The sequence below is a fragment of the Pseudomonas sp. NPDC087342 genome, assembly GCF_044744265.1.
Taxonomy (GTDB): Bacteria; Pseudomonadota; Gammaproteobacteria; order Pseudomonadales; family Pseudomonadaceae; genus Aquipseudomonas; species Aquipseudomonas nunensis.
Window position 1 is genome coordinate 43,093 of the sequence record NZ_JBIUXZ010000007.1, and the last position, 26,216, is coordinate 69,308.

The window sequence follows — 26,216 nt, forward strand, 5'->3', positions numbered from 1 at the left end:
TTTATCCCGGCAGACCGAATTGTGGATTTACGACTGCTGCGCAGCCGAACGGGGGCAAGCCCCCTCGCCACAGCAAGCTCGCTCCCACAGGGTTTTGTGTACGCTGTAGCCCTGTGTTTTCAGGATCAGGGATTTCATGTCGTTTTTCGTTCGTCTCTCGGTTCTGCTGGTTGCGGCGCTGTGGCTCAACGGCTGCAACCAACCCGACGCACCACCACTCGACCAACAACTCTACGTCTGGCAACGGCAATGGACCCCGGCCCATGAAGCCGCGTTGCGGGACAGTCGCGCCGATTTCTCGACCTTGCGCGTGCTGGCCTTGCAGGCGTTTCCGCAAGACGGCTGGCGCCGGGCGCGGGTTGATCCGGTGTTGCTCAAGCGCGATGGCCGGCCGCTGATTGCGGTGATTCGTCTGGATGGCCAGCTCAAGACGCTGGATCAGGACGAGGTCATTGCGCAGATCCAGCAACTGCTCGGTGATTGGCAAACCCAAGGCTTGACCCTGGCCGGGGTGGAAATCGATCACGATGCCGGCAACGCCCGACTACCGGCTTATCGGACGTTTCTCACGCAGTTGCGCAGCGTGTTGCCGACGACGTTGCCGCTGAGCATCACCGCATTGCCCGCCTGGCTCGGCAGCCCTGAACTGCCCGGGTTGTTGGCGACGGTCGATAGCAGCGTGTTGCAGGTGCACGCGGTCAGTGACCCGCGCCGTGGCTTGTTCGACGCGGACCAGGCCAAGCAGTGGGCCAAGGCCTGGAGCCGGATCACCACCAAACCCTTCTATCTGGCGCTGCCGGCCTATGGCGTGGCGTTGTTGCCAGAGACGGGCGGTGTGCCGGTGGTTGAAAGTGAAGTGAGCATCGAGCGCGCAGGCAAGCGCCGAGAATTACTCGCCGATCCACAGCAATTGAGCACGCTCGGCCTCGAGTTGCGTCAGCATCCGCCGGCCCATCTGGCCGGGCTGATCTGGTTCCGCCTGCCGTTGGCCGGCGACCGTCGCGTCTGGAGCCTGACGACGTTGGGCGCCGTGGCTCGCGGTGATGCGTTAAGCAGTCTCCCGAGCCTGCAACTCTCCGAACAAAACGGCCTCTATGACATCGCCGTCACCAACCAGGGCAATCTCGACAGCGCCTGGCCCGAGCGCCTGACGCTGGCGGTGCAAGGGTGTGACGGCGCCGATGCGCTGGCCGGTTATGCGTTGCAACAAAGCCCGGATCTGCTTACCTTCACCCGCCTGCGCGACGGTCGAATGCCAGCCGGCGGACAGCGCGCCATCGGTTGGGCGCGTTGCACACATATTGATCAAGGAGGTTCGAATGTTCACCCGTAACTGGCCACGCCACTTGCTCTGCCTGAGCCTCAGTTTTCCACTGGGTTCGGCGTTGGCCTGTGGGCCGGACTTTCCGATGCGCCTGCTGGATGACCGGGCGCAGTCACTCGCGGAGCTGCCGGAAAGTAACTTCCGCTTCGAGGTCAGTCGCCTCGGGCGCGCCATCGCCGGGTTGAAGAATGCCACGGTGGCGACCAATAACCCGGGTAGCGGCTACGGCGATGAGCCGGCCTACACCGATCAACGGGACAAGGCTGAACAGGCGGGTTTGACCGCTGAGCAGCAAGCGCTGGTCAAGCAACTGCGCACATTGACCGATGCTCATCAGGTGGAGATCGAGGGCGCGAGCCTGCCGGTCGATCTGCGGCTGTACCTGGCGGGCGCCGTGGCGTTTAACGCCGAGGATCATCAGCTCGCCGCTGAATACTTTCAGAAAGTCCTGATGTTGCCGGCCAGTCAACGACCGCTGCGCAGTACATGGGCGGCGTATTCATTGGGCCGGGCGCTGTATGAAATGAGCGCCGAGGCGGGCGCCGGGCCGGATCTGTTGGCCCAGTCGCAGAAAGCTTTCGAGCAGACCCGCCAATTGAGCATCGACGGCTTCAGCGATCCGCTGGAACTGGGCATCGCCAGCCTCGGTGAAGAGGCCCGTGTGGTGCGTACGGCGGGCGACTGGAACCGCGCGATCGAACTCTACGCCACGCAAACCATTCACGGTTCGCCGGTGGGTTACTCCTCGCTCAAGCAGTTGATGACCGAACTCACGGCGCTGCCCGATGACCAATTGGCCGCGTTGCTTAAGGGCAAAACGGTGCAGCAATTGGTCACGGCTTCTCTGATCAGCCGTGTCGGCTGGTCATTTGGTGAACAACCGCCGGGCGAGAAAAAACTGATCGCGCTGCTGAAAAACAGCACCCGCGGCAGCCTGGATAACGCCAATCGGCTGGCGGCGGTGAATTATCAACAGGGCGACTACGCCAGCGCCAAAGCCTTTGTCGAACACGCGGGCGACGGCGGCCTGGCCTGGTGGATACGCGCCAAACTGGCGCTGCGCGAGGGCGATAAAGTCGCGGCTGCGGCGGCTTATGCGAAAGCCGCCCAGGCGTTTCCGCAGAATGAATCCTGGGGCGAGCGGCCCACGCCCGACTGGGATTTTGACGGCGTAATCGTTCAGCCCAAGTGCCGGGTCGAGGGTGAAAGCGCGATCCTCGCCCTGCAACGCGGTGAATATGTGCAGGCTTTCGATCAGCTTTATCGCAGCCAGGGCATTTACTGGCTCGACGCGGCCACGGTCGCCGAGCGGGTGCTGACCGTTGATGAGCTCAAGCATTACGTCGACACCCAAGTCCCGGCGGTACCGCCGCTGACTCAGCAGGATCGCGACAACTATGTACCGTTGCCGGTGGCGGCGAAGCTGCGCGATTTGCTCGGGCGGCGGTTGTTGCGCGAAGAGCGCTACGACGAAGCGCCGGGCTATTTCGACAACGCCGATCTGCAAGCGAAGGCCAGGTTTTACGGGCAGATGCGTCAGGAAGCCGAATCCAAATGGTGGCCGACCCGCCGTGCGTTCGCTTACTACCAGGCCGCTAACACCGCTCGCCACGATGGGATGGAGCTGTTGGGCTACGAGATGTCCCCGGATTACGCGACTTTCGACGGCAATTACAGCCTGGAGATTCCCGAGCTCAAGGTCGGCCCGTTAATCGCCGAGGGCGAGGTGCAGCGCCAGCAGGCCACGCTGGCGAAACCGGATGAGCGCTTCCATTACCGCTATGTCGCGACGGCCCTGGCCAGCAAAGCCGCTGATCATCTGCCCCACAGCAGTCAGGCGTTTGCGGCGGTGCTGTGCAAGGCGTCCAACTGGGGCACCAGCCTGGAAGAGCAAAGCGCGCTTTATCAACGCTATGTCGAGCAGGGTCCGTATGTGATCTGGGCCGGTGATTTCGGGCATCAATGCCAGGAGCCGGACTTCCAGAACACCGACAAACGCTACGTGACCCAGTTCATGGACAGCCTGCGTTCGACATTGCGACCGTACAAACGGGCGCTGCAAATTGCTGGCGTGTTGCTGGTGACGGCGGTGGCCCTGTTGCTGATCAATCGCCGGCGTCGTCGCGAAAACCAGTAAGGCTCACGCCTGTTGAACGAAGGTCAGCCGCAGGGCGAAACCGATCAACAGGCTGCCAAACAGCCATTGCTGTACGCGTTGGGCCGATGGACTGCGTTGCAGCCAACGGCCGAGCGCGGCGCCGACCAGTGCGTAGGCGCTGTCGAACAGCAAACCGACGCCGACCAGCGTCACGCCGAGGATGGCGAATTGTGCGAGCACCGGCCCGGCCTGAGGATTGATGAACTGCGGCAGCAACACCGAGCAGAACAGCAATGCCTTGGGGTTGAGCAGATTGGTCAGCAAACCGCGCTGGATTGATTCGCGCCAGCGCGGTTTTTCCAGCGTGGCGCCGGTGCCATTCAGGTTCGGCAGCATCGTGGTGCGCAGGCACTGAATGCCGATCCACAACAAGTACGCGGCCCCGGCCAGGCGCACCACATCGAAAGTCCAGGGCGCTGCCTTGAACAACGCCACCAGCCCCAACGCCGCCAACGCCACATGACAACCCCGGGCGATGCCCAAGCCAATTGCCGTGGCCAACGCCGCGCCTCTGCCCTGACGGGCGCCGGTTTGCAGCAGCAGGATCATGTCCGGGCCGGGCAACAGATACACCACCGCCAGCGCCATGAAAAACAGCCAGAGACCTGCCATGTTGCACCCCGTTCGTTGTCGATTTGGTAAGGCCAGTCTAGGGCGGGAGGGCAGGGCAGGTGCTTGCGTAGTTCACTTCTAAAACCTTCTGGATTGGCATAACCTGCCACGTTATGACGTGAATACCATCAGGATCTGCCAAGCCATGAAACTGGACGCCTACGACCGCAAGATTCTCGCCGCCCTGCAACGGGATGGTCGCCTGAGCAATGTGCAACTGGCTGACGAGATCGGACTGTCGGCGTCGCCGTGTTTGCGCCGGGTGCGGATGCTCGAAGAGGCGGGGGTGATTCGCGGCTATCAGGCCAATCTCGATCGAGACGAAGTGGGGTTGGGGCTGACGGTGTTTGTCGGGGTCAAGGTTGAGCGCCATAACGATGAACAGGCCGAGGCTTTTCGTCTGGCGGTGACGGCGTTGCCCGAGGTAATTTCGGCGTTCCTGGTGTCCGGTGAATCGGATTTCCTGTTGCAAGTGGTGGTGCCGGATTTGCGCGCCTACGATCGGTTTCTCACCGGGCGACTGCTGAAATTGCCGGGGGTGAGTGATATCCGCAGCAACTTTGCGATTCACACGGTGAAGACGCCGGGGGCGTTGCCTCTGGAGCATTTGCCGCTTTAGACCGCGTCGCCTGTATTCGCGAGCAGGCTCGCTCCCACATGGGTTTTGTGAGCGCCTCAAATCCAATGTGGGAGCGAGCCTGCTCGCGAAAGCGATAGACCGGTCAACCCCTACATCTGCGTCGCCATCCCCTCCACATTCATCGCCGCCTGGCGCAACGCCTCGGAGCGGGTCGGGTGCGGATGGCAGGTCAGGGCGATGTCCTCGGCTGACGCGCTGAACTCCATGGCCACGCAATATTCGCCAATCATTTCGCTGACACTCGGGCCAACCAGATGCACGCCGAGGATTTCGTCGGTGCGTTCATCGGCCAGCACTTTGGCGAAGCCTTCGGTCTCGTGGTTGATCTTCGCCCGGCTGTTGGCGGTGAACGGGAATTTGCCGACTTTGTAGGCACGGCCCTCGGCCTTGAGCTGTTCTTCGGTCTTGCCGACGCTGGCCAGCTCCGGTCGGGTGTAGATCACGTTGGGAATCAGGTCGTAATTGACCTCGCCGGCCTTACCGACGATCTGCTCGACGCAGGCCATGGCTTCGTCTTCAGCCTTGTGCGCGAGCATCGGCCCGGACGTGACATCGCCGATGACCCAGACGCCAGCGGCTTCGGTGCGGTGACCCTTATTGGCGAGCATGCCGCGTTTATCGGTGGCGAGGCCGACGTTCTCCAGCCCCAGGCCTTGGGTGTAAGGCCGGCGCCCGATGGCCACCAGCACATAATCAGCTTCGAGCAATTCGGCGGTGCCACCGGCGGCGGGTTCCACGCTGAGCTGCACGCCGTTGGCCGAGGTGGTGGCGCTGGTGACTTTCGAACTCAACTTGAAGCTGATGCCTTGCTTGGTCAGTGAGCGTTGCAAGGTTTTGCCGGCCTCGCCGTCGACACCGGGGCAGATCCGGTCGAGAAATTCGACCACCGTCACCTGAGCGCCCAAGCGCCGCCAGACCGAGCCCAACTCCAGGCCGATCACTCCGGCGCCGATCACCACCAGATGCTTCGGCACTTCGGCCAGGGACAGCGCGCCGGTGGAGTCGAGGATGCGCTTGTTATCAATGTCTACGCCGAGCAGGGGAGTGGGCTCGGAGCCGGTGGCGATGATGATGTCCTTGGCGCTCAGCTCGGTCTTGCCGCCCGCGCTGTCGGTCACGGTGACCTTGCCCGGCCCGTCGATATGGCCCCAACCCTTGATCCAGTCGACCTTGTTCTTGCGGAACAGAAACTCGATGCCTTTGGTCAGCCCGGAAACGCTTTCATCCTTCTGCTTCATCATTTGCGCGAGGTTAAGCGTTGGTTTGACCTCGATCCCCAGGTTGGCGAATTCAGCGCCCATGGCCGCGTCGTAGAGTTCGGAGGCATGCAGCAACGCCTTGGACGGCATGCAGCCGACATTCAGGCAGGTGCCGCCGAGGGTGGCGCGGCCTTCGACGCATGCGGCTTTGAGGCCCAGTTGGCCGGCGCGGATCGCTGCGTTGTAACCGCCCGGGCCTCCGCCCAGAATCACGACGTCATAAGTGCTCATGGATGTACTCCTGGATTGAAAAGGGCTGGATCGATAAACCTAGCTGCTGGTAAAAATTACGAACGTAATATGTGCGTTCCGAAGCATTTCGGTCAAGGCTTCAGCTAAGCGACAGGTTGCGCACCTTTAGATACAGCTATTTAGAACGGAAATTTCACCACTATCGTTATAAGGTAACGAGATGTGACGGGGTTCGACGTCAGCAACGATAAACACTGGGGTGGTATGCAAGTCGATCTTGATGTCGATGGAACGCAAGTAGCCGGGTTGCCGCGCTTTCAGCAGGCGCTTTTTCACGGGCGACGATTGCGTCAGTACGCGATTGGCTTGAGTGCCGTGGCGGCGGTGGGGCTGGTGCTGGCGTTTTTTGTCGCGCTGTTTGCGCCGCAGTCGCTGTGGGGCGCGCTGCTGGTCAACCAGAGCGCCGGGTTGCTGGTGCTGGTCGCCGGTCTGCAATCGGCCTGGTGGATAACCGAATGGCGTGCGCGGGCGATGAACCCGATTGCGTCGGTGCCGGTTATCGTCGAGGAAGAAGCTGTCGCACCAGTAGGTTGGTACGAGCGCTTGCTGGATCGCATCAGTCAGCGCTGGGTGCACCTGCTGGGGCAGATTGGTGCGTCGACATTCTGGCTGATCGGCTGGGCAGTGTTGACGTTGTTCAGCATCGAGCAAGTCTGGAATCTGGCTCTGACGCCCGCCATGCTGGGCTTGTCCGCCAGTGTCGGCGCTGCGCTGTCATTGCTGCTGGCCTTCGGTTTGCTGGTGCTGGAACGGCAACTGGCGCAGGAAAATGCTGCCGAATGGCCCGAAGCCGGTTCGTTGGCACAGTTGACCCGTGTCGCGATTATTTGTCTGGTACTGAGCGCGCTGTGTCTGTTGTTCGGCAATGACACCTCGGTCTGGCCAGTGCGTCTGGCGGTGTTGATCGGTTTGCTGCCGGGGCTGGTGGCCGTCGAATTATTGCTGCGTGCCATGTTGTCGCTGTTCAGCCCGCAACGTGAAAACCTTGAACCGGCGTTGCTGGCGCGTAGCTTCGTCGCCGATATGCTGCGCTGGCCGCCACAACCGTTGCTGGCGTTGCAGCACGAATTGCACAACCGCTTCGGCATCGACCTGCGGCAAATCTGGGCCTTCACCTACATGCGCCGGGCGTTTTTTCCGGTGCTGGCGGTGGTAGCTATTGTCGGTTGGTCGCTGACCGGCATTCACGAAATCCCGTTGCAAGGGCGTGGCATCTACGAACGATTTGGCAAACCGGTTGAGGTTTTCGGCCCTGGTTTGCATGCAGGTTTGCCTTGGCCGTTGGGTCGGGTGTTGAGCGTTGAGAACGGAGTGGTTCACGAGTTGGCCACCAGCGTTGGCGAAGCGTCGGCTCCTGTGGTCGCCGAACCCGCTGAAGGTCCGGCCCCGGCGATTGCCAATCGCTTGTGGGACGCCAGCCATGTGAACGATAAATCCCAGGTCATCGCCAGCAGCCGCGCCGACAAGCAGAGCTTCCAGATCGTCAACATGGACGTGCGTTTTGTCTATCGCATTGGCTTGAGCGACAAAGACGCGCTGGCCGCGACCTACAACAGTGCCGATGTCCCCACGCTGATTCGCAGCACCGCCAGCCGGATTCTGGTGCATGATTTTGCCTCGCGCACCCTCGACGGTTTACTCGGTGAAGACAGGGTAGGGCTGGGCGAAGAAATCGGTCGGGCAGTGCAGGGCGACCTGCAAAAACTCGACAGCGGCGTGGAAATTCTCGCCACCGTGGTTGAGGCGATTCACCCTCCGGCCGGTGCCGCCAATGCTTATCACGCCGTGCAAGCCGCGCAGATTGGTGCCCAGGCACTGATCTCCCGCGAGCGCGGCGCGGCAGCAGAGGCGACCAACCAGGCGCAGTTGCAGGCCAGCATCGCCCGCGATCAAGCCACCGCCAACGCGCGTGAAATCAACGCGACGGCGCAAGCTTCGGACCTGCGCTTCAGCGCCGAGCGCAAAGCCTACGCCAGTGCCGGCCAGGCCTTTGTGCTGGAGCAATATTTCAGTCAACTGACTCAGGGGCTGGCCAACGCCAAGCTTTTGGTTCTCGATCATCGACTGGGCGGCAGCAACAACGCGCCGACCATCGACCTCCGTACATTTACGCTGCCGGCTGACCCTGCGTCGCCGCGTAACACCGCTCAGCCAGGAGCCACCCATTGAGCCAGTCGCATACTCACGATCACGATGACCACGATGACCACGCTGGCCACGATCACGGCCACGGCGGGCATCACCACGGTCATCACCATCACCACCACGGTGCTCCCGAAGAGGCCGGTCCATTCCCGTGGCGGCGCATGGGCTGGGCGGCGTTGCTGGTGGCGTTCGCCATCGCTGCCGCCAGCCTGGTGCAAGTGCGCTCGGGAGAGGCCACGGTGATTACCCGTTTCGGCAATCCCTCGCGGGTGTTGCTGGAACCGGGTCTGGGCTGGCGTTGGCCGGCGCCGTTCGAAGCGGCGATCCCGGTGGATCTGCGCTTGCGAACGACCTCCAGCGGTTTGCAGGATGTCGGCACGCGGGACGGTTTGCGCATCATCGTTCAGGCTTACGTGGCGTGGCAGGTGCAGGGTGATCCGGACAACGTGCAACGCTTTATGCGCGCCGTGCAGAACCAGCCCGATGAAGCCGCGCGGCAGATTCGCACGTTCGTGGGCTCGGCTCTCGAAACCACCGCCAGCAGTTTTGACCTGGCCAACCTGGTGAACACCGACGCCAACCAAGTGCACATCGCCGATTTCGAAGCGCAGTTGCGTCAGCAGATCGATCAGCAGTTGCTCACGACTTACGGCGTGCGCGTGCTGCAAGTTGGCATTGAACGACTGACGCTACCGTCGGTGACGCTCACTGCCACCGTCGATCGCATGCGCGCCGAGCGTGAAACAATTGCCACCGAACGTACGGCGATCGGCAAACGCGAAGCCGCGCAAATCCGTTCTGCCGCCGAGCGTGACGCGCGCATTGTTCAGGCCGATGCCACGGTGAAAGCTGCCGACATTGAGGCGCAATCCCGAGTCGAGGCCGCGCAGATTTACGGCCGCGCCTACGCCGGATCGCCGCAGCTGTATAACTTGCTGCGCTCGCTCGACACCTTGGGCACGATTGTTTCACCGGGCACCAAGCTGATCTTGCGCACTGACGCGGCGCCATTCCGCGTGTTGGTTGACGGTCCGCCGAGCCTCGAAAACAAGTCCGGGTCTCAGCCATGAAATTAGTTCCACGTGGAACAAATGAGTTAAGCAGTCCCTGGATTCAGGCTGGGCGCTTGGCTTTTCTGGCCCTTTACGCGGTTACTGTGCTGGCTGCTTTGGCCTGGGCGTTCTCCAATGTGCGGCAGATTGATCCGCAAAACCGTGCTGTGGTTCTGCACTTTGGCGCGCTGGATCGCATTCAGAATGCGGGCCTGTTGTTGGCTTGGCCGCGCCCGTTCGAGCAGGTGATTTTGTTGCCGGCGGCGGATCGGGTCATCGAACGCCGAGTGGAAAATTTGCTGCGCAGCGATGTGGCGTTGCAAGCGGATCGGGTGGCGACGTTTGCCACGCCGCTCAGTGATGCGCTCGCCGGCTCCGGTTATTTGCTGACCGGTGATGCCGGTGTGGTGCAACTGGATGTGCGGGTGTTTTACAAAGTCACCGAGCCGTATGCCTTCGTCCTTCAAGGTGAACATGTGCTGCCGGCACTGGATCGGTTGGTCACCCGCAGCGCATTGGCGCTCACCGCCGCGCGGGATCTCGACACTATTCTGGTTGCCCGACCTGAGCTGATCGGCGCTGACAACAAAGCCGCCGAACGTCGTGAACGCTTGCGCGGTGATCTGGTGCAAGGCATCAACCAACGCCTGGCCGAACTGACCGCAACGGGGCAGGGGATCGGCATTGAGGTCGCCCGGGTCGATGTGCAATCGCGCCTGCCCGGCCCGGCGGTGAATGCGTTCAACGCGGTACTGACCGCTAGTCAACAAGCTGACAAAGCCGTGGCCAATGCGCGCACCGAAGCCGAGAAACTCACCCAGACCGCCAACGAACAAGCCGACCGAACCGTGCAGGTTGCCCACGCTCAAGCCAGCGAACGACTGGCCAAAGCTTCGGCAGATACGGCAACGGTTTTGAGCCTGGCCAAGGCGACCGACCCGCAAATGCTGCTGCGGATTTACCGTGAGCGGATGCCGAAGATTCTCGGGCAGGCTGGTTCGGTGACCACGGTCGATCCGAAAGACGATTCCCGCCTGATCATTCAGGGAGCTGCACAATGACTGCCCAAACCGCCGCTGCACCGAGCATGCTGTCCTCGGCCGAGCAACGTAGCGCCGCGCGCCAACTGACCCTCGCCATGCTTGCACTGGGCTTGCTCGGTCTCGGCTTGATCTGGCGTTGGGTATCGCCGGAGCAGACCGGAGTTAGCCAATTGTTGCTGGGCTTCGCCTCGTTGCTGGTCGCCGTGCCGGTGATGCGCTCGGCTTGGTACAGCTTGCGCTATCCGAGCTTGCACGGGATCACCGATCAACTGATTGCTCTGGCGATGCTGGGTGCTTGGGCGACGGGTGATCTGCTCACTGCGGCGTTGCTGCCGATCATCATGATCTTCGGCCATGTGCTGGAAGAGCGCAGCGTGATCGGTTCCCAGGAGGCGATTCATGCCCTCGGCAAATTGACTCGCAGCCACGCGCGCAAGGTTCAGGCTGACGGTACTGTGATTGAAGTCGATAACGGCACACTCAAGTCAGGCGACATTGTGGAAGTGCGCGCCGGCGATCGAGTGCCGGCGGATGGTCGGGTATTGTCCGGTCAGGCGAGCCTCGACACCGCATCGATTACCGGCGAGTCGGTGCCGTTGGAGGCTGTGGTCGGCATGACGGTTTTTGGCGGTGCGATTAACCTTGATGGCCTGCTGCGCATTGAAGTGACCCGCACCGGCAACGAATCGACCCTCGGCAAAGTCATCGCGTTGATGCAAAGCGCCGAGCGTTCCAAGCCACCGATCACCCGATTGCTGGAGCGTTACGCCGGCAGCTACATGGTGCTGGTGTTGCTGCTGGCCGCCGTAACCTGGTTTATCACGAACGACGCCCAGGCAATGTTGGCGGTGTTGGTGGCGGCGTGTCCATGTGCATTGGTGCTGTCGGCGCCGGCCACGGCGATTGCCGGAGTCGCGGTGGCGGCACGTCACGGGATTCTGATTCGTAGCTCGGCGTTCCTCGAAGAACTGGCGGACCTGACGTCGCTGGTGGTGGATAAAACCGGGACGCTGACCTTCGGCACCTTGCGCCTGCAATCCATCGACAGTCCGTTGGAGGGCCGTAGCCATGTGCTGAAACTTGCCGCCAGTCTTGGTTCTGCGAGCAGTCATCCGGTCAGCCGGGCGCTGGCGAGTCTGGTGACTCAGGAACATTTTCTGCTGCTCTCCGACATTCACGAACGCCAGGGGCTGGGCGTGGTGGCGATGACGGAGCAGGGCGAGGCAGCGCTCGGGCGGCCGGAGTTGTTCGCGCAGTTGGGCATCGCTACTTCGGCCGTTCCCGAACACGACGGACCGATTGCCGGGCTGGCGCTAAACGGTGAGTTTCTCGCCTGGCTGTTGTTGGCGGACACGGTCAAACCAGAAGCCCGATTTGCCCTGAATGAATTGCGTGAGCTGGGCTTGGGTCGGCAGTTGTTGCTCACGGGTGATCGACAAAGTGTCGCGTACACATTGGCTCGCGATGTCGGTATCAGCGACGTCGAAGCCCAGGCCTTGCCCGAAGACAAACTCAATCGCGTGCTGACGGAAATCGGCAGCGGCTTCCGGCCGATGGTGGTGGGTGACGGCATCAACGATTCCCTGGCGCTGAAGGCGGGGGTTGTCGGCGTGGCGATGGGCGCTGGCGGGGCGGATATCGCGCTCGCGTCGGCGGACATCGTGCTGATCGGCAGCGACCTGCGCCGGCTCGGGACGTGTGTACGGTTGAGCCGCCAGTGCCGCCAGACATTGCAGGTCAACGTGATCATCGGCCTGGGCTGGACCCTGGCGATTGTCGCCTTCGCGGCATTCGGTTGGCTCGGTGCGGCGGGAGCGATGATTGCCGCGTTGCTGCATAACCTGAGCACGTTGCTCGTGTTGGGGAACGCCGGTCGTTTACTGCGGTTTCAGGAGCCGTTGCTCAAGTTGAAGGACGAGGCCTGAAACGGCTCTAAACCGGGGAGATCGCGGCGAAAACAAACTTTTAGAACTGTATGCAATTTTCGTAGTCATCTAGGGTGAAGGCCATCAGTTTGCAGATTCACGACGGCTGGTTGAAGCGCCGCGAGTTATAGAAAAACGCTATTAAATCGATAGCCAGCTATTTTTCTAGGATGGTCTACCCTCACATCAGACGTCTGAAACAAGGGGGATAAACCATGCTCGCGCAACTTCCACCGGCCTTACAGAATCTGCAGCTACCGCTACGCCTGCGACTCTGGGACGGCCATGAATTCAATCTGGGGCCGACGCCCAGCGTCACTATTGTGGTCAAGGACCCACAAATGGTTACCCAGTTGACCCACCCAAGCCTGGACGCACTGGGGGCAGCGTTTGTCGAAGGCAAACTTGAGCTGGAAGGCTCAATCAGCGATGTCATCCGCGTCGTTGATGAGTGGAGCCTGGCACTACTGGGTGATAACACCAGTCAGCCGGTGCGCCTCGTCCACGACAAGGAAACCGACGCCAAGGCGATTTCCTACCACTACGACCTTTCCAACGCGTTTTATCAGCTGTGGCTCGACAGCGACATGGCGTATTCCTGCGCCTATTTCGAGACCGGCAGCGAAACGCTGGAGCAAGCCCAACAAGCCAAATTCCGTCATCTATGCCGCAAGTTGCGTCTGCAACCGGGCGACTATCTGCTGGATGTCGGTTGTGGCTGGGGTGGACTGGCACGGTATGCGGCCCGAGAGTTCGGTGCGAAAGTGTTCGGCATTACCCTCAGCAAAGAGCAGCTGGCCCTGGCCCGTGAGCGGGTTAAAGAGGAAGGCCTGGAAGACCTGATTGAACTGCAACTGCTCGACTACCGCGATTTGCCTCAGGATGGGCGTTTCGACAAAGTGGTCAGTGTCGGCATGTTCGAACACGTCGGCCACGCGAACCTGGCCGAGTACTGCAAAATCCTGTTCGGCGCGGTGAAGGAGGGCGGCCTGGTGATGAACCACGGGATCACCGCCAAGTACACCGATGGCCGTCCCGTAGGACGTGGTGCCGGTGATTTCATCGAGAAGTACGTGTTCCCCAACGGCGAGCTGCCACACCTGTCGATGATCTCTGCGCAGATCAGCGAAGCAGGGCTGGAGATTGTCGATGTCGAGAGCCTGCGTCTGCACTATGCGCGCACCCTCGACCACTGGAGCGAACGCCTCGAAGACAATCTGGAAGCCGCCGCCAAAGAGGTACCGCAGCAAGCTTTGCGGATCTGGCGGCTGTACCTGGCGGGTTGCGCTTATGCCTTCGCCAAGGGCTGGATCAACCTGCACCAGATTCTCGCGGTGAAAGCCCATCCAGATGGCAGCCATGAACTGCCCTGGACTCGCGACGACATCTACACGCCTTAAAGGATCGGTGAAATAAGCCGGGCGACCCGCATGCCAATCTGTTGCAGGCGGTGGGTCTCCCGGCTTTCTTCTTTGGCGATCTCGTGGGCCTGGGCGAAGTCATCGTTGAGCATGTGTTCCACCTCGGCGGCGAACGCGCTGTCGACGGTCAACAACATCACTTCAAAATTCAGTCGGAATGAACGGTTGTCCAGATTGGCGCTGCCGATGGCGCTGATTTCGCTGTCGATCAACACCACTTTCTGATGCAGGAAACCCGGCTCGTAACGGAACACGCGCACGCCTGCGCGAACGGCTTCGAAGGCATACAGGCTGGACGCGGCGTAGACGATCCGGTGATCCGGTCGCGACGGCAGCAGAAGCCGCACATCCACACCGCGCAGTACCGCCAGGCGTAACGCGGCGAACACCGCTTCGTCTGGTATGAAGTAAGGGCTGGTGATCCACACCCGTTCCGTCGCCGCGTGAATGGCTTCGACGAAGAACAGTGAACAGGTCTCGTAGGAATCTGCCGGACCGCTGGCGAGCAATTGGCAGAGCACGCCGTCGTCCGGGTACACGTCCGGCAAGATCAGCGGCGGTAGCGTACGGGCGGCCCAGAACCAGTCTTCGGCGAAAGATTCCTGCATGCAGGCCACCACCGGCCCGCGCACCTGAACATGGGTATCGCGCCACGGCGCCAGGGGCGGTTTCTCGCCCATGTATTCGTCGCCGACGTTGTGTCCGCCGACAAAGCCCAGAACACCGTCGACCACCACGATCTTGCGGTGGTTACGGAAGTTGACCTGAAAGCGGTTGAGCCAGCCGCTGCGGGTGGCAAAGGCTTTGACCTCGACACCGGCGTCGCGCAACGGCTGCACGTAGCTGTGGGGCAACGAGTGGCTACCGATGCGGTCGTAAAGTAGATAGACCGCCACGCCTTCGGCGGCTTTCTTCAGCAGCAGCGCTTGCAGGCGTTGGCCGAGCCGGTCGTCGTGGATGATAAAGAACTGGACCAGCACTGCTTCCTTGGCGTGGCTGATAGCGTCGAAGATCGCTTCGAAGGTCGCCGTGCCGTTGATCAGCAGGTGCACTTCGTTGTTCGCCAGGCATGGCATGCGCCCCAGTTTTGGCATCGCCCTTAATGAGGCGTAGGCGCTGGATGCGCGGGCGGTCAGGGCTTCTTCGACCCAGGGCCGCCAGTTCAGCTCGGAGATCGCCTTGCGCATTTCTTCGTTGGCCTGGCGCCGCGCCTTGATGTAACCATCGAAGGTGCTGCGGCCAAAGACCAGATAAGGGATAAGCGTCAGGTAGGGAATGAACAACAGCGACAGGGCCCAGGCAATCGAGCCTTGGGCGGTTCGAACGGTCAACACGGCGTGGATGGCGGCAATCAGGCCCAGCGTGTGCAATAGCGCGATCAGATAACCGAAAATGTGCGGTCCAAAATAATCCATGGGGCAACCTTGCTCCTGAAGATTCAATACGTAAAAGACCATGTTCCGTGCAGAATGTCGCTATTTAATTGGCCCATGAACCGAAGCACATGGCTGACGTCTAACGGCCACTAATGATCAGGAGTTACTCGATGAACGTTCGTCTGCTGGGTTTGGCCATGGCCCTTGGTTTGTCCCTTCCTGTGGCTGCTCAGGCGCAGATGCTGCAACCGGGTCTGTGGGAATTGACCACAAGTAACATGAAAGTCGATGACCAGAACCTGCCGGATCTGCAATTGATCCTCGGCCAGTTGCAAGGCCAGATGACCCCGGCACAGCGCGCGCAGCTGGAGAAGCAGGGCATCACCATGGGCGGCAAAGGGATTCGTGCGTGTCTGACTCAGGCTCAGGTTGCGTCCGACAACATTCCGCTGACGGACCCGCAATCGGGCTGCAAGCAGGAAATTACCGATCGTAACGGCAACCAGTGGAAATTCCGCTTCAGCTGCCCGAAAGCGCAAGGTGCGGGTGTTGCTACGTTCCTGAGTGATCGTGAGTTCACCACCAAGGTTAACGGCACCTTCAATGCTACCGGCATTCAGCAGAAGGGTAGCCTGGATACCCGTGCGGTGTGGCTGGGTCAGGATTGCGGGACCGTTAAGCCGAGGGCTTAAAAGCTTCGCGGGCAAGCCTCGCTCCTACAGAGGGTGATATCTGTAGGAGCGAGGCTTGCTCGCGAAAGCGTCCAATCAAACGCCGAGATCCTTCGGGTGTAAAAACCCACACACCTCATCAATCCGCATCCGCCCGAAATCCTCCCCGCTGCAACTGCGCACGCTGACAAACCCGCCATGCTTTTCTTTCTCTCCGACCACCAACAGATACGGCACGCTGCGCTCGCTGTGCAGGCGAATCTTGTAGCCGATCTTCTCGTTGCGCAGATCGACATGAGCGCGCACACCGCTGCGTCGCAGCTCCTCGGTCACTGATTGGGTGTAAGCAATCTGGCGCTCGTCGATGTTCACCACCATCACTTGCGGCGGTGCGCGCCAATGTTCCAGCTCGTGTTGGCTCGGCCAGCATGTCCCATAGATCCGTTGCAGCGAGGTGCCGCCGACATGATCCAGGGCGAAGGCTTGCAGCACTCTGGTGGCCGGCACATGCGGGCCCTTGGTCAGGTATTCGCCGTCGCCCATGCGGTACACCGAATGCTGTTCGGTTGAAGACAGTGGCCGCTGTCGGATCGAGTGATTGCCCGCCGCGAGCATGTGCATGCGCACTTCAATCGGGGTCAGGTCCGCCAGGGTTAACGCCCGTTGCAACGCAAACTCATAAAAGAAGCCATCACCCAGTGCCGAGCCCTTCAACAGCAGGACACTCGGATGCAGCTGCTTCACCGCCATGGCCAGCATCAGCGCACAGGAGCGGCGCAGGATCTCCAGGCCATCCGGTTCCTGGGGCGTGACGATACTGACCCGGGCATCGCCGTGGATCATGAATCCACAGTCCACCAACACGCCGTCGACCCGACCGGCCACCGCCGCTTTGGCCAACGCGGGCCCGATACTCGCCGCCAGTTCATACACGGAAAGTGGCTGATCGTATTCGCGCAGTGAGCCGTCGGGCAGGGTGATATGGATCATGGTCACTGGTCTCGGGAATGGAAGCGTTAGCGCATGAAGCGCAGGGGCAAACCCTGGCAGCTGTCATATAGACGATTGGCGTGCCAGGCAATTTGCCCCGACACCAGTGTGGTGCTGACGCTGTGGCGAAAACGATGGTGGACGAAGGGCGTCCAGCCGCACTGCGAGAGAATCGGTTGCTGGGAAACGGCTACGCCTTCGGGCTCGGGTTGGATCAGTACCAGATCGGCCCAATAGCCTTCGCGCAGATAACCACGATCAGGAATCGCGAACAAATCGGCGACCCGGTGACTGGTCTTGGCCACGAGGGTGGTGATCGGCAGCACTTCATCCGCGACCAATTCCAACAGCGCGGGGAGGGCGTGTTGCACCAGCGGCAGACCGGACGGCGCCTGACTGTAGGGCCGCTGTTTCTCCGCCCAGGTGTGGGGCGCATGATCGCTGCCGATCACATCCAGCCGATTGCTCAGTAAGGCCTGGCGCAAGGCATCGCGGTCGCTCTGGAACTTGATCGCCGGGTTGCATTTGATCAGGTTGCCCAAGCGCGGATAGTCGCGATCATCGAACAGCAAATGATGCAGGCAGACTTCGGCGGTGATGTGTTTCTGGGCCAGTGGCTTGTCGTCGAACAGTGCTAGTTCCGCCGCCGTCGTCAGGTGCAAAACATGCAACCGAGTGCCATGACGTTTGGCCAGTTCCACGGCCATTGATGACGAGCGAAAGCAGACCTCGGCATTGCGGATCAGCGGATGGGCCGCCGCAGGAATCTGTTCGCCGTACAGCGCGCGCAGGGTCGCGGCATTCGCGTCGATGCTCGGCGTGTGTTCGCAGTGGGCCAACAGGATCGTCGGCACCTCGGCAAACAGCCGCTCGAGAATCCGCGGATCGTCCACCAGCATGTTGCCGGTGGAGGCGCCCATAAACACTTTCACCCCGGCGACTTCGCAAGGATTGAGCGCGGCAACGGTGTCGAGGTTGTCGTTGCTGACGCCGAAGTGAAAGCCGTAGTTGGCCACCGAGTTGATCGCCGCCCGGCGCTTTTTGTCGGCCAATGCGTCGAGGGTGAGGGTGGCCGGATTAGTGTTGGGCATGTCCATGAAACTGGTGATGCCGCCGGCCACCGCCGCCCGGGACTCGGTATAGAAGCTGCCCTTGTCCGGCGCCCCGGGATCACGGAAATGCACCTGGTCATCGATCATGCCCGGCAGCAGCCATTGGCCCCGGGCATCGATTTCCACGTCCGCGGTTTCGCCTTCGATGCTGCTGGCGATCTTGACGATGCGGCCATTGCTGACCAACAGATCGCCGTCAGACACACGGCCTTCGTTCACCAACCGGGCGTTGCGAATCAGCACGCTGCTCATGGTCAGAACTCGTTCTGCAGGGCTTTGTAGCCGCGCACCAGATCGACGTTGGTGCGCGCCACGTCCTCGGAAAACTCCGAGGCGCTGATGCTTACCGGCGGGAACTGCGACAGGTCGGTGCCTGGGCCAATACGTGTAGTGGACGGCACGTAGAAGGCATCGGGCAAGTCCCGGCCGTCGACTACCGAGTTGTGCCGAACCACGCAGCCATTCCCGATCGAGCAGTTGAACAGCACGCTATTGAAGCCGATGAAGACCCGGTCGCCGACGGTGCAGGGGCCATGCACGATTGAGCGGTGGGCGATGGAGCTGAACTCGCCGATGGTCACCGCCGCGCCGGACTTGGAATGGATCACCACGCCGTCCTGGATATTCGAGTTGGCGCCGATGGTGATCGGCTCCATCTCACCCGTAGCGTCGACTTCGTCAGCACGAATCACCGCGTAGGGACCGACGAAGACGTTCTCGCCGATCACTACTTTGCCGCAGATGATCGCGGTTTTATCCACGTACGCGGACTCCGCAATCACCGGCAGATCACCTGAAGGATTCTTTCGGATCATGGTTTGCTCAACGCGTCGTAAAGGGTGTTGAGGTTGTATTCGAACAGACCGGCGAAGGTGCTGGCCGGGCCGGTTGCCGCGAGCGCATCGGAGTAAAGCGTGCCGCCAATGTGCGCGCCGCTTTCATCGGCAATCTGCTTGAGCAGGCGGGCGTCCTTGATGTTTTCCATGAACACCGCTTTGACCTTGGCCTGGCGAATCTGGGTGATCAACTGCGCCACTTCTGCGGCCGAGGGTTCACGCTCGGTGGACAAACCTTGAGGCGCCATGAAGTCGATGCCGTAGGCCTGGCCCAGATAGCCGAACGCGTCATGCGACGTGACGATCTTGCGGTTGCCCGGTGGCAGCGAACCGAGCTTGGCCTTGGCTTCGGCGAGCAGGGCGTAGATCTGTTTCAGGTAAGCCTGACTGTTACGCTGGTAGTCGGCCTTGTTCGCCGGGTCGGCGGCGATCAGCGCTTTGGTGATGTTGGCGATGTAGAGCTCGGTGTTCGCCAGGTTGTGCCAGGCGTGCGGGTCCGGAACGGTTTCACCGTCTTCATCCAGCGAGCGTGGAATCACGCCGTGACTGGCGCTGATCACTGGGGCTTTGGTTTCGGTGCTGGTCACCAGGCGATCCAGCCATGGCTCAAACCCGAGGCCGTTCTTGATGATGAGCTTGGCCTTGAGCAAGGCTTTGGCATCGTCCGGGGTCGGCTCGTAGGTGTGCGCGTCGGCGTCGGGGCCGACCATGTTGGTGATCTGGATATGCTCGCCGCCGACCTGATGGGTCATGTCGGCGAGGATGCTGAAACTGGTGACCACCTGAAGTTTTTCTGCAGCGGACAGAGACATCGACAGCATCAAACTGAACAGCACGAGTAAAGCGCGCATCGGGAAACACCTCATTGGGATGTGAGCAAAGGCGGGCGGCGCAGCAAGCCGTGCACCGGACCGAACACCACGGACAGCAAATACAAACCGCCAGCCACCAGCACGATGGCCGGGCCGCTGGGCAGCGAGTAGTAGAACGACAGCAGTAATCCGAACCACACCGAGAGGCAGCCGAGTACGGCGGCGATGGCCATTAACACCGGCAGACGACGGCTCCAAAAGCGTGAAGCGGCTGCCGGCAACATCATCAAACCGACCACCATCAGCGCGCCGATGGCCTGGAAACCGATCACCAGATTCAGCACCACGAGGGTCAGAAATACGCCGTGAGCGAGTGGTCCGAGACGGCTGACGGTTTGCAGAAATAGCGGGTCGAGGGTGTCGAGCAACAGCGGTTTATAGATCAGGGCCATCGCGATCAGGCTGAAGCCGGAGACCCAGAGCATGCCGGTGAGCGTTGGCCCATCGACCGCCAATGCCGAGCCGAATAGCAGATGTAATAGGTCCAGGCGTTTGCCGGCGATGCCGAGGATCAGCACGCCACTGGCCAGCGAGATCGGGTAGATCGCGGCGAGGCTGGCGTCTTCGCGCAGGCCGGTGCGACGGGTGATCCATGCGGCGAGTCCAGCCATGCTCAGGCCGGCGCCGAGGCCGCCGATGGTTAGTGCGGGGAGGCTGAGTCCGGCGAACCAGAAGCCCAATGCAGCGCCGGGCAAGATGCCGTGAGCAACGGCGTCACCAATCAGACTCATGCGACGCAAGATCAGAAACACGCCAAGCGGCGCGGTGCTGCACGCGAGAACCAGACCGCCGAGCAATGCCCGGCGCATGAAGACGAACTCGTGGAACGGTTGCCAAAGGTGGGCGGCGGCGATCATCAGGCCACCTGCGTTTGCGGTTGTTGGCGGATCAGTTCGGTGCTGGGTCCAAGGGTGCAGCCGCTGCTTTTGATCAACAATGTTTGTGGGATGTGTTGGCGCACGGCGGAGAGGTCATGGCACACGACGACCAGCGTTCGACCGTCGGCGTGCCAGGCGTGGATGTGTTTCCACAGCAGTTCCTGGCCGAGTTCATCGAGGGCGGCGTGGGGTTCGTCGAGCAGCAGCAAAGGCGCTTCGGCCAAGCTCAAACGGGCAAGCAGGGCGCGTTGTAATTCGCCGCCAGAAAGCGCCATCAGCGGACGGTGTTCCAAGCCTGACAGACACCAATCATCCAGAACGGTTTTGAGTTTTTGGCTGCGGTGTTCAGGCGTTTGCTTGCTTCCCCAGAATCCGGCGGCTACCAACTCTTGCAAACTGATGGGGAATTGTCGGTCCAGGTGTTGTTGCTGGGGCAGGAACGAGAGGCCGCCCTTGCGTGGAACATCCAGTACGATTTTGCCGGTCAGTGGTTTTTGCAGACCGGCGATGACTTTCAGCAGGCTGCTTTTGCCCGAGCCATTGGCGCCGATGACCGCAGTCAAACTGCCCTCGGGCAATTCGAAATCCACGGCGGGTGTAAGGGGTTGGCCGGGTGCGCCCCAGCGTAGGGATTGGCAGCGGATCATTTTGCCTCCCAGTTGTGGCGACTTTCGGCGACTGCGTCGTGGGCGTGAAGGCTTTCGGCGTGTACGACTCGTATGTGGAAAGCGTTGATGCCGGGAGAGCGTTTCAGGGCCAGGTTCAAACGTCGTGCGGCGTCTTCGCAGAACATCAGGTTCTGACCATTGGCCAAAGCGAAGGCTTGTTCATCGGCACGTTTCACCGCCGTTTGCACGGCTGTGCCGAGGGCGGCTTCGGCGTCGTTGATGACGGCGATCAAGGGCAGATCGTCGAGAAAATCGTCCAGGTGCAACTGTAATCGCGCAGTGCTGCGTTGACTGTGCGGTGTGGCGACGATGCCTTTTGTCGAACCCAGCCAAGCCACAACATCGGCGTGTTGCAGTGGCTTGTTGGCGAAATCGTCTACGAATTGCTGCTGGATTAATTGACGGGATAACGCCGCCGAACACGGGCACGTCGAGGAATAAGCCACGTCGATTTTTAGTTCCACGTGGAACATATTGTTTTTCAATCGTGCTTCGATGCTCGCTGGATAGGTTTTCCAGCCGGCCAATGGGCTGACCAGTGCCGGTCGTTTGAGCAGTAAATCGACGTGAATTTTCAGGTAAGCGCTGGTGGACAATCCTTCGTGGCTGTCGAGAAAACGCTGCAAAACACGGCGTAGTAATGCTGGTGTGAGGTTCTCCTGTTCAAGCACTTCCAGCGCCAGATACAGCCGCGACATATGAATGCCGCGCGCTTCGCCATCGTCCAGGCTGACGCCGGCATCAGCCTTGGCGCTCAGTCGTTGGCCATCGAGTAACACAGGAAGAGCAATGCCGCACATGCCCACCCACTCGAGTGGCAGGGCTTGGCGTGAGGCCTGCGCGGCGATATCCGGCAGAGTCAGCGCATTCATGAGCAGGTCCATCATGGGAGTTGATTTGGCATGTTATATTATTACACTAACATCGACGATGCCTTTTTCGCCAGCGGGCTTTCACCATGCACAGACGTCACTTGCTCAACCTGATTCTGGCCAGCGCGGCCTTCGCTTTACCCTTTGGTGTTTCGGCCACGCAGATTCGCAATGCGCGGCTATGGCGTTCGGATGACAAGTTGCGATTGGTGTTCGATCTGAGTGGGCCGGTACAATTCAAGACCTTCACCCTGAGCTCGCCAGAGCGGCTGATCATCGATCTGAGCGGCGCGAACCTCAGCGGTGATTTCAGTCAGTTGGCGTTGAACAACACGGTGATCCGCTCAATCCGTTCCGGCCACTATGGTCAGGGCGACACCCGAATCGTCCTCGACCTCAGCGCGCCGGTGCAGCTCAACAGTTTTCAACTGCCGCCCCAGGACGGGCAGGGCCATCGACTGGTGCTCGATATGAAGACCTCTGCGCCGATGCAGATTGCAGCGGCGCCAATCCCTGAGCCGATCATCGACAAGGCTCACCCCAAGCGCGACATCATCGTGGTGGTCGATCCTGGCCACGGCGGAAAAGACCCCGGTGCGGTCGGCGCCAAAGGTGAGCGGGAAAAAGACGTGGTGCTGTCGATCGCACAGCTGCTGGCCAAACGATTGAAACGCGAGAAGGGCTACGACGTGAAACTGGTGCGCAACGATGACTTTTTCGTCCCGCTGCGCAAACGCGTGGAGATCGCCCGCAAACACAACGCCGACATGTTCATCTCGGTGCATGCGGATGCCGCGCCACGGCTTACAGCGTCCGGCGCGTCGGTGTATTGCCTGTCAGAAGGCGGCGCGACCTCGGCCACGGCCAGGTTCATGGCGCAACGGGAGAACGGCGCCGACCTGCTGGGCGCCACCAGCCTGCTCAATCTCAAGGACAAGGACCCGATGCTTGCCGGGGTGATTCTCGACATGTCGATGAACGCGACCATCGCCGCCAGTCTGCAACTGGGCAGCACCGTGCTCGGCAGCCTGGCAGGCATCACCACGCTGCATCAGAAGCGCGTGGAGCAGGCCGGATTCGCCGTGCTGAAGTCGCCGGACGTGCCATCGATCCTGGTGGAAACCGGCTTCATCTCTAACGCCCGCGACAGTCAGCGGCTGGTGACGGCGCGGCATCAACAGGCCGTGGCTGATGGATTGTTCGAAGGCCTGCAGCGCTATTTCCAGAAGAATCCGCCGCTCAACAGCTACGTCGCCTGGCAGCAGCAACAGAAAAAAGCGCAGGTCTAGCAGCCGGCAATCCGGCTGCAGGTGAATTTGCCGCTGCTACCACCGGAGCTGGAAAACCGATTGATGGTGGTCCAGCCAACTCGGCGGGTGTAGCCAATCCAGGCTTCGCCGTCGGAGGCGAGCCCGGTGAAAAACGTCAGCTGCCCATAGCGGCGGCTGGTCTGCGCCCAATAGCGTTTGCCGACCACTTCAAAGCCTCGTAGATAGATCGTGCTACCGACGGTGTTGACGCTGTAGGCGTTGCCGTCGGGATCGACACACGCGAGCAGATTGGCGCTGCGGGTGCATTTCGCCAGTGTCGGGATTTGGCCCCAGGCATCGACGGCGACCAGTAGCGAAAGGCTCAGCAACGAATACTTCAGGACGTTTCCCATGGCGTTTCTCAAGGGGCGAACAGGCTCAAGCATCGGGCCCTTTGTCGTGGCGAGCAAGAGGGGAGTGGTTTATTTGTATCGTTATACTATAACATTAAAGCACGCTTTCCCCTGTGCCCCTAGAACATGAAGAGCTGCGCGAACGCGCTCAACCGGCGCTTCGACCGGCCACATCCTGTGAGGAATACCTGATGCCCAATCGTCTCCCCGTGACCGTCCTGTCGGGATTTCTCGGCGCCGGAAAGAGTACGTTACTGAATTACGTACTACGTAATCGCGACAATCTGCGGGTCGCCGTGATCGTCAACGATATGAGCGAGATCAACATCGATGGCAGCGAAGTCCAGCGCGATGTCAGCCTGAACCGCGCCGAAGAGAAACTCGTGGAAATGAGCAACGGCTGCATTTGCTGTACGTTGCGCGAAGACTTGCTGGAAGAAGTCAGCAAACTCGCGAAGGACGGTCGATTCGATTACCTGTTGATCGAATCCACCGGGATTTCCGAACCGCTGCCCGTGGCGGAAACTTTCACCTTCCGCGACGAAGACGGCCAGAGTCTGGCCGACATCGCCCGGCTCGACACCATGGTTACCGTGGTCGATGGCATGAACTTCCTGCTCGACTACCAGGCCGCCGAAAGCCTCGCCTCCCGTGGCGAAACCCTGGGCGAAGAGGATGAGCGTTCGATTACTGACCTGCTGATTGAGCAGATCGAGTTCGCCGACGTGATCCTGATCAGCAAGATCGACTTGATCAGCAGCAGTGAGCGCCAGGAGCTGATCGCAATCCTCGAACGGCTCAATTCCCAGGCGGAAATCATTCCGATGGTCATGGGTGAAATTCCGCTGGAAAAAATCCTCAACACCGGTCGCTTCGACTTCGAAAAAGCCGCCCAAGCGCCAGGTTGGTTGCAGGAGTTGCGCGGCGAGCACGTGCCGGAAACCGAAGAATACGGCATCGCTTCCACGGCCTATCGCGCCCGCCGACCGTTCCATCCTCAGCGCTTTTTCAGCTTCATCGACCGCCCGTGGGTGAATGGCAAACTGCTGCGCTCCAAGGGGTTTTTCTGGCTGGCCAGTAAGCACATGGACGCCGGTAGCTGGTCCCAGGCCGGCGGTTTGATGCGCCACGGTTTCGCCGGTCGCTGGTGGCGTTTCGTGCCGAAAACCCAATGGCCGCAGGACGAAGAAAGCACTGCCGGGATTATGGAAAACTGGACCGCGAGCACCGGCGATTGCCGCCAGGAGCTGGTGTTCATCGGCCAGAACATCGACTTCGCGCAACTCACCGCCGAACTCGACAATTGCCTGCTCACCGACGATGAAATGGCCCAAGGCATCGAAGGCTGGCGCCTGCTGCCAGACCCGTTCGGCCCCTGGCACGAAGAGGCAGCCTGATGCTCACACTCAACCCTGTGGGGTCGGGCTTGCTCGCGAAGGCATCCGCTCGAACACCACGCCAACATCATGGAACCAACCCGAAAGTCCTGACTAAGATCCTCCACGACGACGCCAATCTTGCCGTCTGGCAGCGCCAACTCCCGGTACACATCGCCGATTTCGCCAGTCTGTTGCTGTCGCTGAACGAACCCTTGGCCGAGGCGTTGTCCCTGGAAATGCTCACCGAAGACGCCGAGCCAAACCTGCGCGGATTTGCTTCTGCCTTCAGCGATCTGGAAGGTTACGAAGGCTTCATCACCGACGTTTCCTGGCTGGTCAGCGCGTTCGCCTGTTTGCTCGGTGCCAAGCGCGTCGGCCTGCGTTTGCGGGTGCTGGACAAGGCCATGTGCCCGCGCTTCCACGTCGATCACGTGCCGGTGCGATTGATCACCACCTATGCCGGCGTCGGCAGTCAGTGGCTCAAGGAAGGGGCGATGGATCGTCGGCAACTGGGCAATCCCGAGGCCGAACCGCAGTCGTCGATCCAGCAAATCAACAGCGGCGACGTGGCGTTGCTCAAAGGCGAGAAATGGCACGGCAACGAAGGTTTCGGCTTGATCCACCGTTCGCCGCAACCAGCGACAGGCGAGCGTCGATTGATCCTGACCCTCGACTGGCTGAGCTGACGGCTCAGGGTTTGAGCCAGTTTCCCTGGCTCTGTGCCTCACAAAACGGCTTTAAATACGCGGCATCGGTGGCCACGCCGTAATAGTGAATATCCTGGCGGTAGGGCATATTGGCGACTTGGGCGTTGCTGCACACGCCGAAAGCGCCGGTGGGGCATTGGTCGACGTATTGCACTTCGACTTTCTGACCGGGCAGGTTCGGCTGGCAAAAACCGTCGGCGAACAGCTTTTCCGGGATGTTGCGGTTCTGTTGGCAGACCTTCACGTCGAGACGTTCCGCCTGGCTATGGACCACACAGGCCTGGGCCAGCGCCTCGCCCGACGTCAGCGCCAACAGCAACGACAATCCCATCAACCGCATCCTCTACCTCCTCAGAAACCT

24 protein-coding genes are annotated in these 26,216 nt (G+C 60.8%); 12 read left to right on the forward strand and 12 right to left on the reverse strand.

All coding sequences use genetic code 11. The annotated features are described in order from the left end of the window. Positions 1-136: 136 nt before the first annotated feature. Positions 137-1,333 (forward strand): DUF3142 domain-containing protein, encoded by a 1,197-nt coding sequence (locus ACIOYV_RS16745; RefSeq protein ID WP_401325300.1) that lies wholly within the window; start codon positions 137-139, stop codon positions 1,331-1,333. Further along, entirely contained in the window at positions 1,320-3,461 is a 2,142-nt protein-coding gene (locus ACIOYV_RS16750) for a hypothetical protein (protein WP_401325302.1), read from the forward strand. The genes ACIOYV_RS16745 and ACIOYV_RS16750 overlap by 14 nt, the downstream gene beginning before the upstream one ends. A gap of 3 nt (positions 3,462-3,464) precedes the next feature. Here the strand turns inward: ACIOYV_RS16750 and ACIOYV_RS16755 are convergent, their stop codons facing one another. Further along, positions 3,465-4,094, reverse strand: a complete 630-nt coding sequence (locus tag ACIOYV_RS16755) for a LysE family translocator (RefSeq protein WP_401325305.1) — start codon at positions 4,092-4,094, stop codon at positions 3,465-3,467. Between the two features lie 145 nt (positions 4,095-4,239). Between ACIOYV_RS16755 and ACIOYV_RS16760 the strand changes: the two genes are divergently transcribed. Next, positions 4,240-4,713, forward strand: a complete 474-nt coding sequence (locus ACIOYV_RS16760) for an Lrp/AsnC family transcriptional regulator (RefSeq protein ID WP_038980472.1) — start codon at positions 4,240-4,242, stop codon at positions 4,711-4,713. Positions 4,714-4,823: 110 nt separating this feature from the next. On the opposite strand, the gene lpdA is transcribed toward ACIOYV_RS16760, so the two are convergent. Beyond that, the gene (gene lpdA, locus ACIOYV_RS16765; protein ID WP_401325308.1) at positions 4,824-6,224 is read right to left on the reverse strand and encodes a dihydrolipoyl dehydrogenase; all 1,401 of its coding nucleotides are present in this window, start codon (positions 6,222-6,224) and stop codon (positions 4,824-4,826) included. A 225-nt stretch (positions 6,225-6,449) separates the two neighbouring features. On the opposite strand from lpdA, the gene hflK (ACIOYV_RS16770) reads away from it, so the two are divergent. From hflK (ACIOYV_RS16770) to cfaB, 5 genes are all read left to right on the forward strand, one after another. Continuing rightward, the gene (gene hflK, locus ACIOYV_RS16770; protein ID WP_401325624.1) at positions 6,450-8,414 is read left to right on the forward strand and encodes a protease modulator HflK; all 1,965 of its coding nucleotides are present in this window, start codon (positions 6,450-6,452) and stop codon (positions 8,412-8,414) included. Beyond that, positions 8,411-9,460, forward strand: coding sequence for a protease modulator HflC (gene hflC, locus ACIOYV_RS16775; RefSeq protein ID WP_401325311.1), 1,050 nt, complete (start codon positions 8,411-8,413; stop codon positions 9,458-9,460). Before hflK (ACIOYV_RS16770) ends, hflC begins: the two co-directional genes overlap by 4 nt. Further along, the gene (hflK, locus tag ACIOYV_RS16780; RefSeq protein ID WP_401325314.1) at positions 9,457-10,503 is read left to right on the forward strand and encodes a protease modulator HflK; all 1,047 of its coding nucleotides are present in this window, start codon (positions 9,457-9,459) and stop codon (positions 10,501-10,503) included. The genes hflC and hflK (ACIOYV_RS16780) overlap by 4 nt, the downstream gene beginning before the upstream one ends. Then, on the forward strand, positions 10,500-12,410 hold the full coding sequence (locus ACIOYV_RS16785; RefSeq protein ID WP_401325317.1) for a heavy metal translocating P-type ATPase: 1,911 nt from the start codon (positions 10,500-10,502) through the stop codon (positions 12,408-12,410). Before hflK (ACIOYV_RS16780) ends, ACIOYV_RS16785 begins: the two co-directional genes overlap by 4 nt. 215 nt (positions 12,411-12,625) lie before the next feature. Beyond that, positions 12,626-13,810: a C17 cyclopropane fatty acid synthase CfaB gene (gene cfaB, locus ACIOYV_RS16790; RefSeq protein ID WP_163910569.1), complete on the forward strand. Its 1,185-nt coding sequence runs from the start codon at positions 12,626-12,628 to the stop codon at positions 13,808-13,810. Here the strand turns inward: cfaB and cls are convergent. Beyond that, positions 13,807-15,246 carry a cardiolipin synthase gene (gene cls, locus ACIOYV_RS16795; protein ID WP_054048234.1) on the reverse strand — a complete coding sequence of 480 codons (1,440 nt, stop codon included), beginning with the start codon at positions 15,244-15,246 and terminating at the stop codon, positions 13,807-13,809. The two genes, cfaB and cls, sit on opposite strands and share 4 nt — an antisense overlap. A 131-nt stretch (positions 15,247-15,377) precedes the next feature. On the opposite strand from cls, the gene ACIOYV_RS16800 reads away from it, so the two are divergent. Further along, a complete protein-coding gene (locus tag ACIOYV_RS16800) occupies positions 15,378-15,899 on the forward strand; it encodes a DUF3617 domain-containing protein (protein ID WP_163910570.1) in 522 nt (173 codons plus the stop codon). A gap of 75 nt (positions 15,900-15,974) precedes the next feature. Here ACIOYV_RS16800 and ACIOYV_RS16805 read toward each other — a convergent pair whose 3' ends face one another. From ACIOYV_RS16805 to folE2, 7 genes are read right to left on the reverse strand one after another with little or no spacing between them, the layout of a single operon-like run. After that, positions 15,975-16,868, reverse strand: coding sequence for a His/Gly/Thr/Pro-type tRNA ligase C-terminal domain-containing protein (locus ACIOYV_RS16805; RefSeq protein ID WP_054617101.1), 894 nt, complete (start codon positions 16,866-16,868; stop codon positions 15,975-15,977). Positions 16,869-16,894: 26 nt separating this feature from the next. Further along, on the reverse strand, positions 16,895-18,232 hold the full coding sequence (locus tag ACIOYV_RS16810; protein ID WP_401325322.1) for a dihydroorotase: 1,338 nt from the start codon (positions 18,230-18,232) through the stop codon (positions 16,895-16,897). Positions 18,233-18,234: 2 nt separating this feature from the next. After that, the gene (locus ACIOYV_RS16815; RefSeq protein ID WP_163910573.1) at positions 18,235-18,795 is read right to left on the reverse strand and encodes a DapH/DapD/GlmU-related protein; all 561 of its coding nucleotides are present in this window, start codon (positions 18,793-18,795) and stop codon (positions 18,235-18,237) included. Then, positions 18,792-19,667, reverse strand: coding sequence for a metal ABC transporter substrate-binding protein (locus ACIOYV_RS16820; protein WP_290022968.1), 876 nt, complete (start codon positions 19,665-19,667; stop codon positions 18,792-18,794). Before ACIOYV_RS16820 ends, ACIOYV_RS16815 begins: the two co-directional genes overlap by 4 nt. Before the next feature lie 11 nt (positions 19,668-19,678). Beyond that, positions 19,679-20,545: a metal ABC transporter permease gene (locus ACIOYV_RS16825; RefSeq protein WP_265041973.1), complete on the reverse strand. Its 867-nt coding sequence runs from the start codon at positions 20,543-20,545 to the stop codon at positions 19,679-19,681. Next, positions 20,545-21,213, reverse strand: a complete 669-nt coding sequence (locus tag ACIOYV_RS16830) for a metal ABC transporter ATP-binding protein (protein ID WP_401325326.1) — start codon at positions 21,211-21,213, stop codon at positions 20,545-20,547. The genes ACIOYV_RS16825 and ACIOYV_RS16830 overlap by 1 nt, the downstream gene beginning before the upstream one ends. Next, positions 21,210-22,106: a GTP cyclohydrolase FolE2 gene (folE2, locus tag ACIOYV_RS16835; RefSeq protein ID WP_401325329.1), complete on the reverse strand. Its 897-nt coding sequence runs from the start codon at positions 22,104-22,106 to the stop codon at positions 21,210-21,212. The genes ACIOYV_RS16830 and folE2 overlap by 4 nt, the downstream gene beginning before the upstream one ends. Positions 22,107-22,192: 86 nt before the next feature. On the opposite strand from folE2, the gene ACIOYV_RS16840 reads away from it, so the two are divergent. After that, the gene (locus ACIOYV_RS16840; RefSeq protein WP_401325332.1) at positions 22,193-23,395 is read left to right on the forward strand and encodes an N-acetylmuramoyl-L-alanine amidase; all 1,203 of its coding nucleotides are present in this window, start codon (positions 22,193-22,195) and stop codon (positions 23,393-23,395) included. Here ACIOYV_RS16840 and ACIOYV_RS16845 read toward each other — a convergent pair. Then, complete coding sequence (locus ACIOYV_RS16845; RefSeq protein WP_401325335.1) at positions 23,392-23,769, reverse strand: glutamine synthetase; 378 nt, start codon at positions 23,767-23,769, stop codon at positions 23,392-23,394. The two genes, ACIOYV_RS16840 and ACIOYV_RS16845, sit on opposite strands and share 4 nt — an antisense overlap. A gap of 191 nt (positions 23,770-23,960) precedes the next feature. Here ACIOYV_RS16845 and zigA point away from each other — a divergent pair, with 191 nt between their 5' ends. Together zigA and ACIOYV_RS16855 are read left to right on the forward strand one after the other, a co-directional pair. Continuing rightward, positions 23,961-25,166 (forward strand): zinc metallochaperone GTPase ZigA, encoded by a 1,206-nt coding sequence (zigA, locus tag ACIOYV_RS16850; protein WP_401325337.1) that lies wholly within the window; start codon positions 23,961-23,963, stop codon positions 25,164-25,166. Then, entirely contained in the window at positions 25,166-25,834 is a 669-nt protein-coding gene (locus ACIOYV_RS16855) for a DUF1826 domain-containing protein (RefSeq protein ID WP_401325340.1), read from the forward strand. Before zigA ends, ACIOYV_RS16855 begins: the two co-directional genes overlap by 1 nt. Before the next feature lie 4 nt (positions 25,835-25,838). On the opposite strand, the gene ACIOYV_RS16860 is transcribed toward ACIOYV_RS16855, so the two are convergent. After that, entirely contained in the window at positions 25,839-26,195 is a 357-nt protein-coding gene (locus tag ACIOYV_RS16860; RefSeq protein WP_290022976.1) for an NADH:ubiquinone oxidoreductase, read from the reverse strand. Positions 26,196-26,216: the final 21 nt, after the last annotated feature.

Excerpts from the sequence above, each read along its gene's own strand:
- folE2 (WP_401325329.1), bottom strand. The coding sequence starts at position 22,106 with ATGAATGCGCTGACTCTGCCGGATATCGCCGCGCAGGCCTCACGCCAA.
- cls (WP_054048234.1), bottom strand. The coding sequence starts at position 15,246 with ATGGATTATTTTGGACCGCACATTTTCGGTTATCTGATCGCGCTATTG.
- cfaB (WP_163910569.1), top strand. The coding sequence starts at position 12,626 with ATGCTCGCGCAACTTCCACCGGCCTTACAGAATCTGCAGCTACCGCTA.
- ACIOYV_RS16840 (WP_401325332.1), top strand. The coding sequence starts at position 22,193 with ATGCACAGACGTCACTTGCTCAACCTGATTCTGGCCAGCGCGGCCTTC.
- lpdA (WP_401325308.1), bottom strand. The coding sequence starts at position 6,224 with ATGAGCACTTATGACGTCGTGATTCTGGGCGGAGGCCCGGGCGGTTAC.
- hflK (WP_401325314.1), top strand. The coding sequence starts at position 9,457 with ATGAAATTAGTTCCACGTGGAACAAATGAGTTAAGCAGTCCCTGGATT.
- ACIOYV_RS16845 (WP_401325335.1), bottom strand. The coding sequence starts at position 23,769 with ATGGGAAACGTCCTGAAGTATTCGTTGCTGAGCCTTTCGCTACTGGTC.
- ACIOYV_RS16855 (WP_401325340.1), top strand. The coding sequence starts at position 25,166 with ATGCTCACACTCAACCCTGTGGGGTCGGGCTTGCTCGCGAAGGCATCC.
- ACIOYV_RS16750 (WP_401325302.1), top strand. The coding sequence starts at position 1,320 with ATGTTCACCCGTAACTGGCCACGCCACTTGCTCTGCCTGAGCCTCAGT.
- ACIOYV_RS16825 (WP_265041973.1), bottom strand. The coding sequence starts at position 20,545 with ATGATCGCCGCCGCCCACCTTTGGCAACCGTTCCACGAGTTCGTCTTC.
- ACIOYV_RS16805 (WP_054617101.1), bottom strand. The coding sequence starts at position 16,868 with ATGATCCATATCACCCTGCCCGACGGCTCACTGCGCGAATACGATCAG.
- ACIOYV_RS16745 (WP_401325300.1), top strand. The coding sequence starts at position 137 with ATGTCGTTTTTCGTTCGTCTCTCGGTTCTGCTGGTTGCGGCGCTGTGG.
- hflK (WP_401325624.1), top strand. The coding sequence starts at position 6,450 with ATGCAAGTCGATCTTGATGTCGATGGAACGCAAGTAGCCGGGTTGCCG.
- ACIOYV_RS16755 (WP_401325305.1), bottom strand. The coding sequence starts at position 4,094 with ATGGCAGGTCTCTGGCTGTTTTTCATGGCGCTGGCGGTGGTGTATCTG.
- ACIOYV_RS16785 (WP_401325317.1), top strand. The coding sequence starts at position 10,500 with ATGACTGCCCAAACCGCCGCTGCACCGAGCATGCTGTCCTCGGCCGAG.
- ACIOYV_RS16800 (WP_163910570.1), top strand. The coding sequence starts at position 15,378 with ATGAACGTTCGTCTGCTGGGTTTGGCCATGGCCCTTGGTTTGTCCCTT.
- zigA (WP_401325337.1), top strand. The coding sequence starts at position 23,961 with ATGCCCAATCGTCTCCCCGTGACCGTCCTGTCGGGATTTCTCGGCGCC.
- ACIOYV_RS16815 (WP_163910573.1), bottom strand. The coding sequence starts at position 18,795 with ATGATCCGAAAGAATCCTTCAGGTGATCTGCCGGTGATTGCGGAGTCC.
- ACIOYV_RS16820 (WP_290022968.1), bottom strand. The coding sequence starts at position 19,667 with ATGCGCGCTTTACTCGTGCTGTTCAGTTTGATGCTGTCGATGTCTCTG.
- ACIOYV_RS16860 (WP_290022976.1), bottom strand. The coding sequence starts at position 26,195 with ATGCGGTTGATGGGATTGTCGTTGCTGTTGGCGCTGACGTCGGGCGAG.
- ACIOYV_RS16810 (WP_401325322.1), bottom strand. The coding sequence starts at position 18,232 with ATGAGCAGCGTGCTGATTCGCAACGCCCGGTTGGTGAACGAAGGCCGT.
- ACIOYV_RS16830 (WP_401325326.1), bottom strand. The coding sequence starts at position 21,213 with ATGATCCGCTGCCAATCCCTACGCTGGGGCGCACCCGGCCAACCCCTT.
- ACIOYV_RS16760 (WP_038980472.1), top strand. The coding sequence starts at position 4,240 with ATGAAACTGGACGCCTACGACCGCAAGATTCTCGCCGCCCTGCAACGG.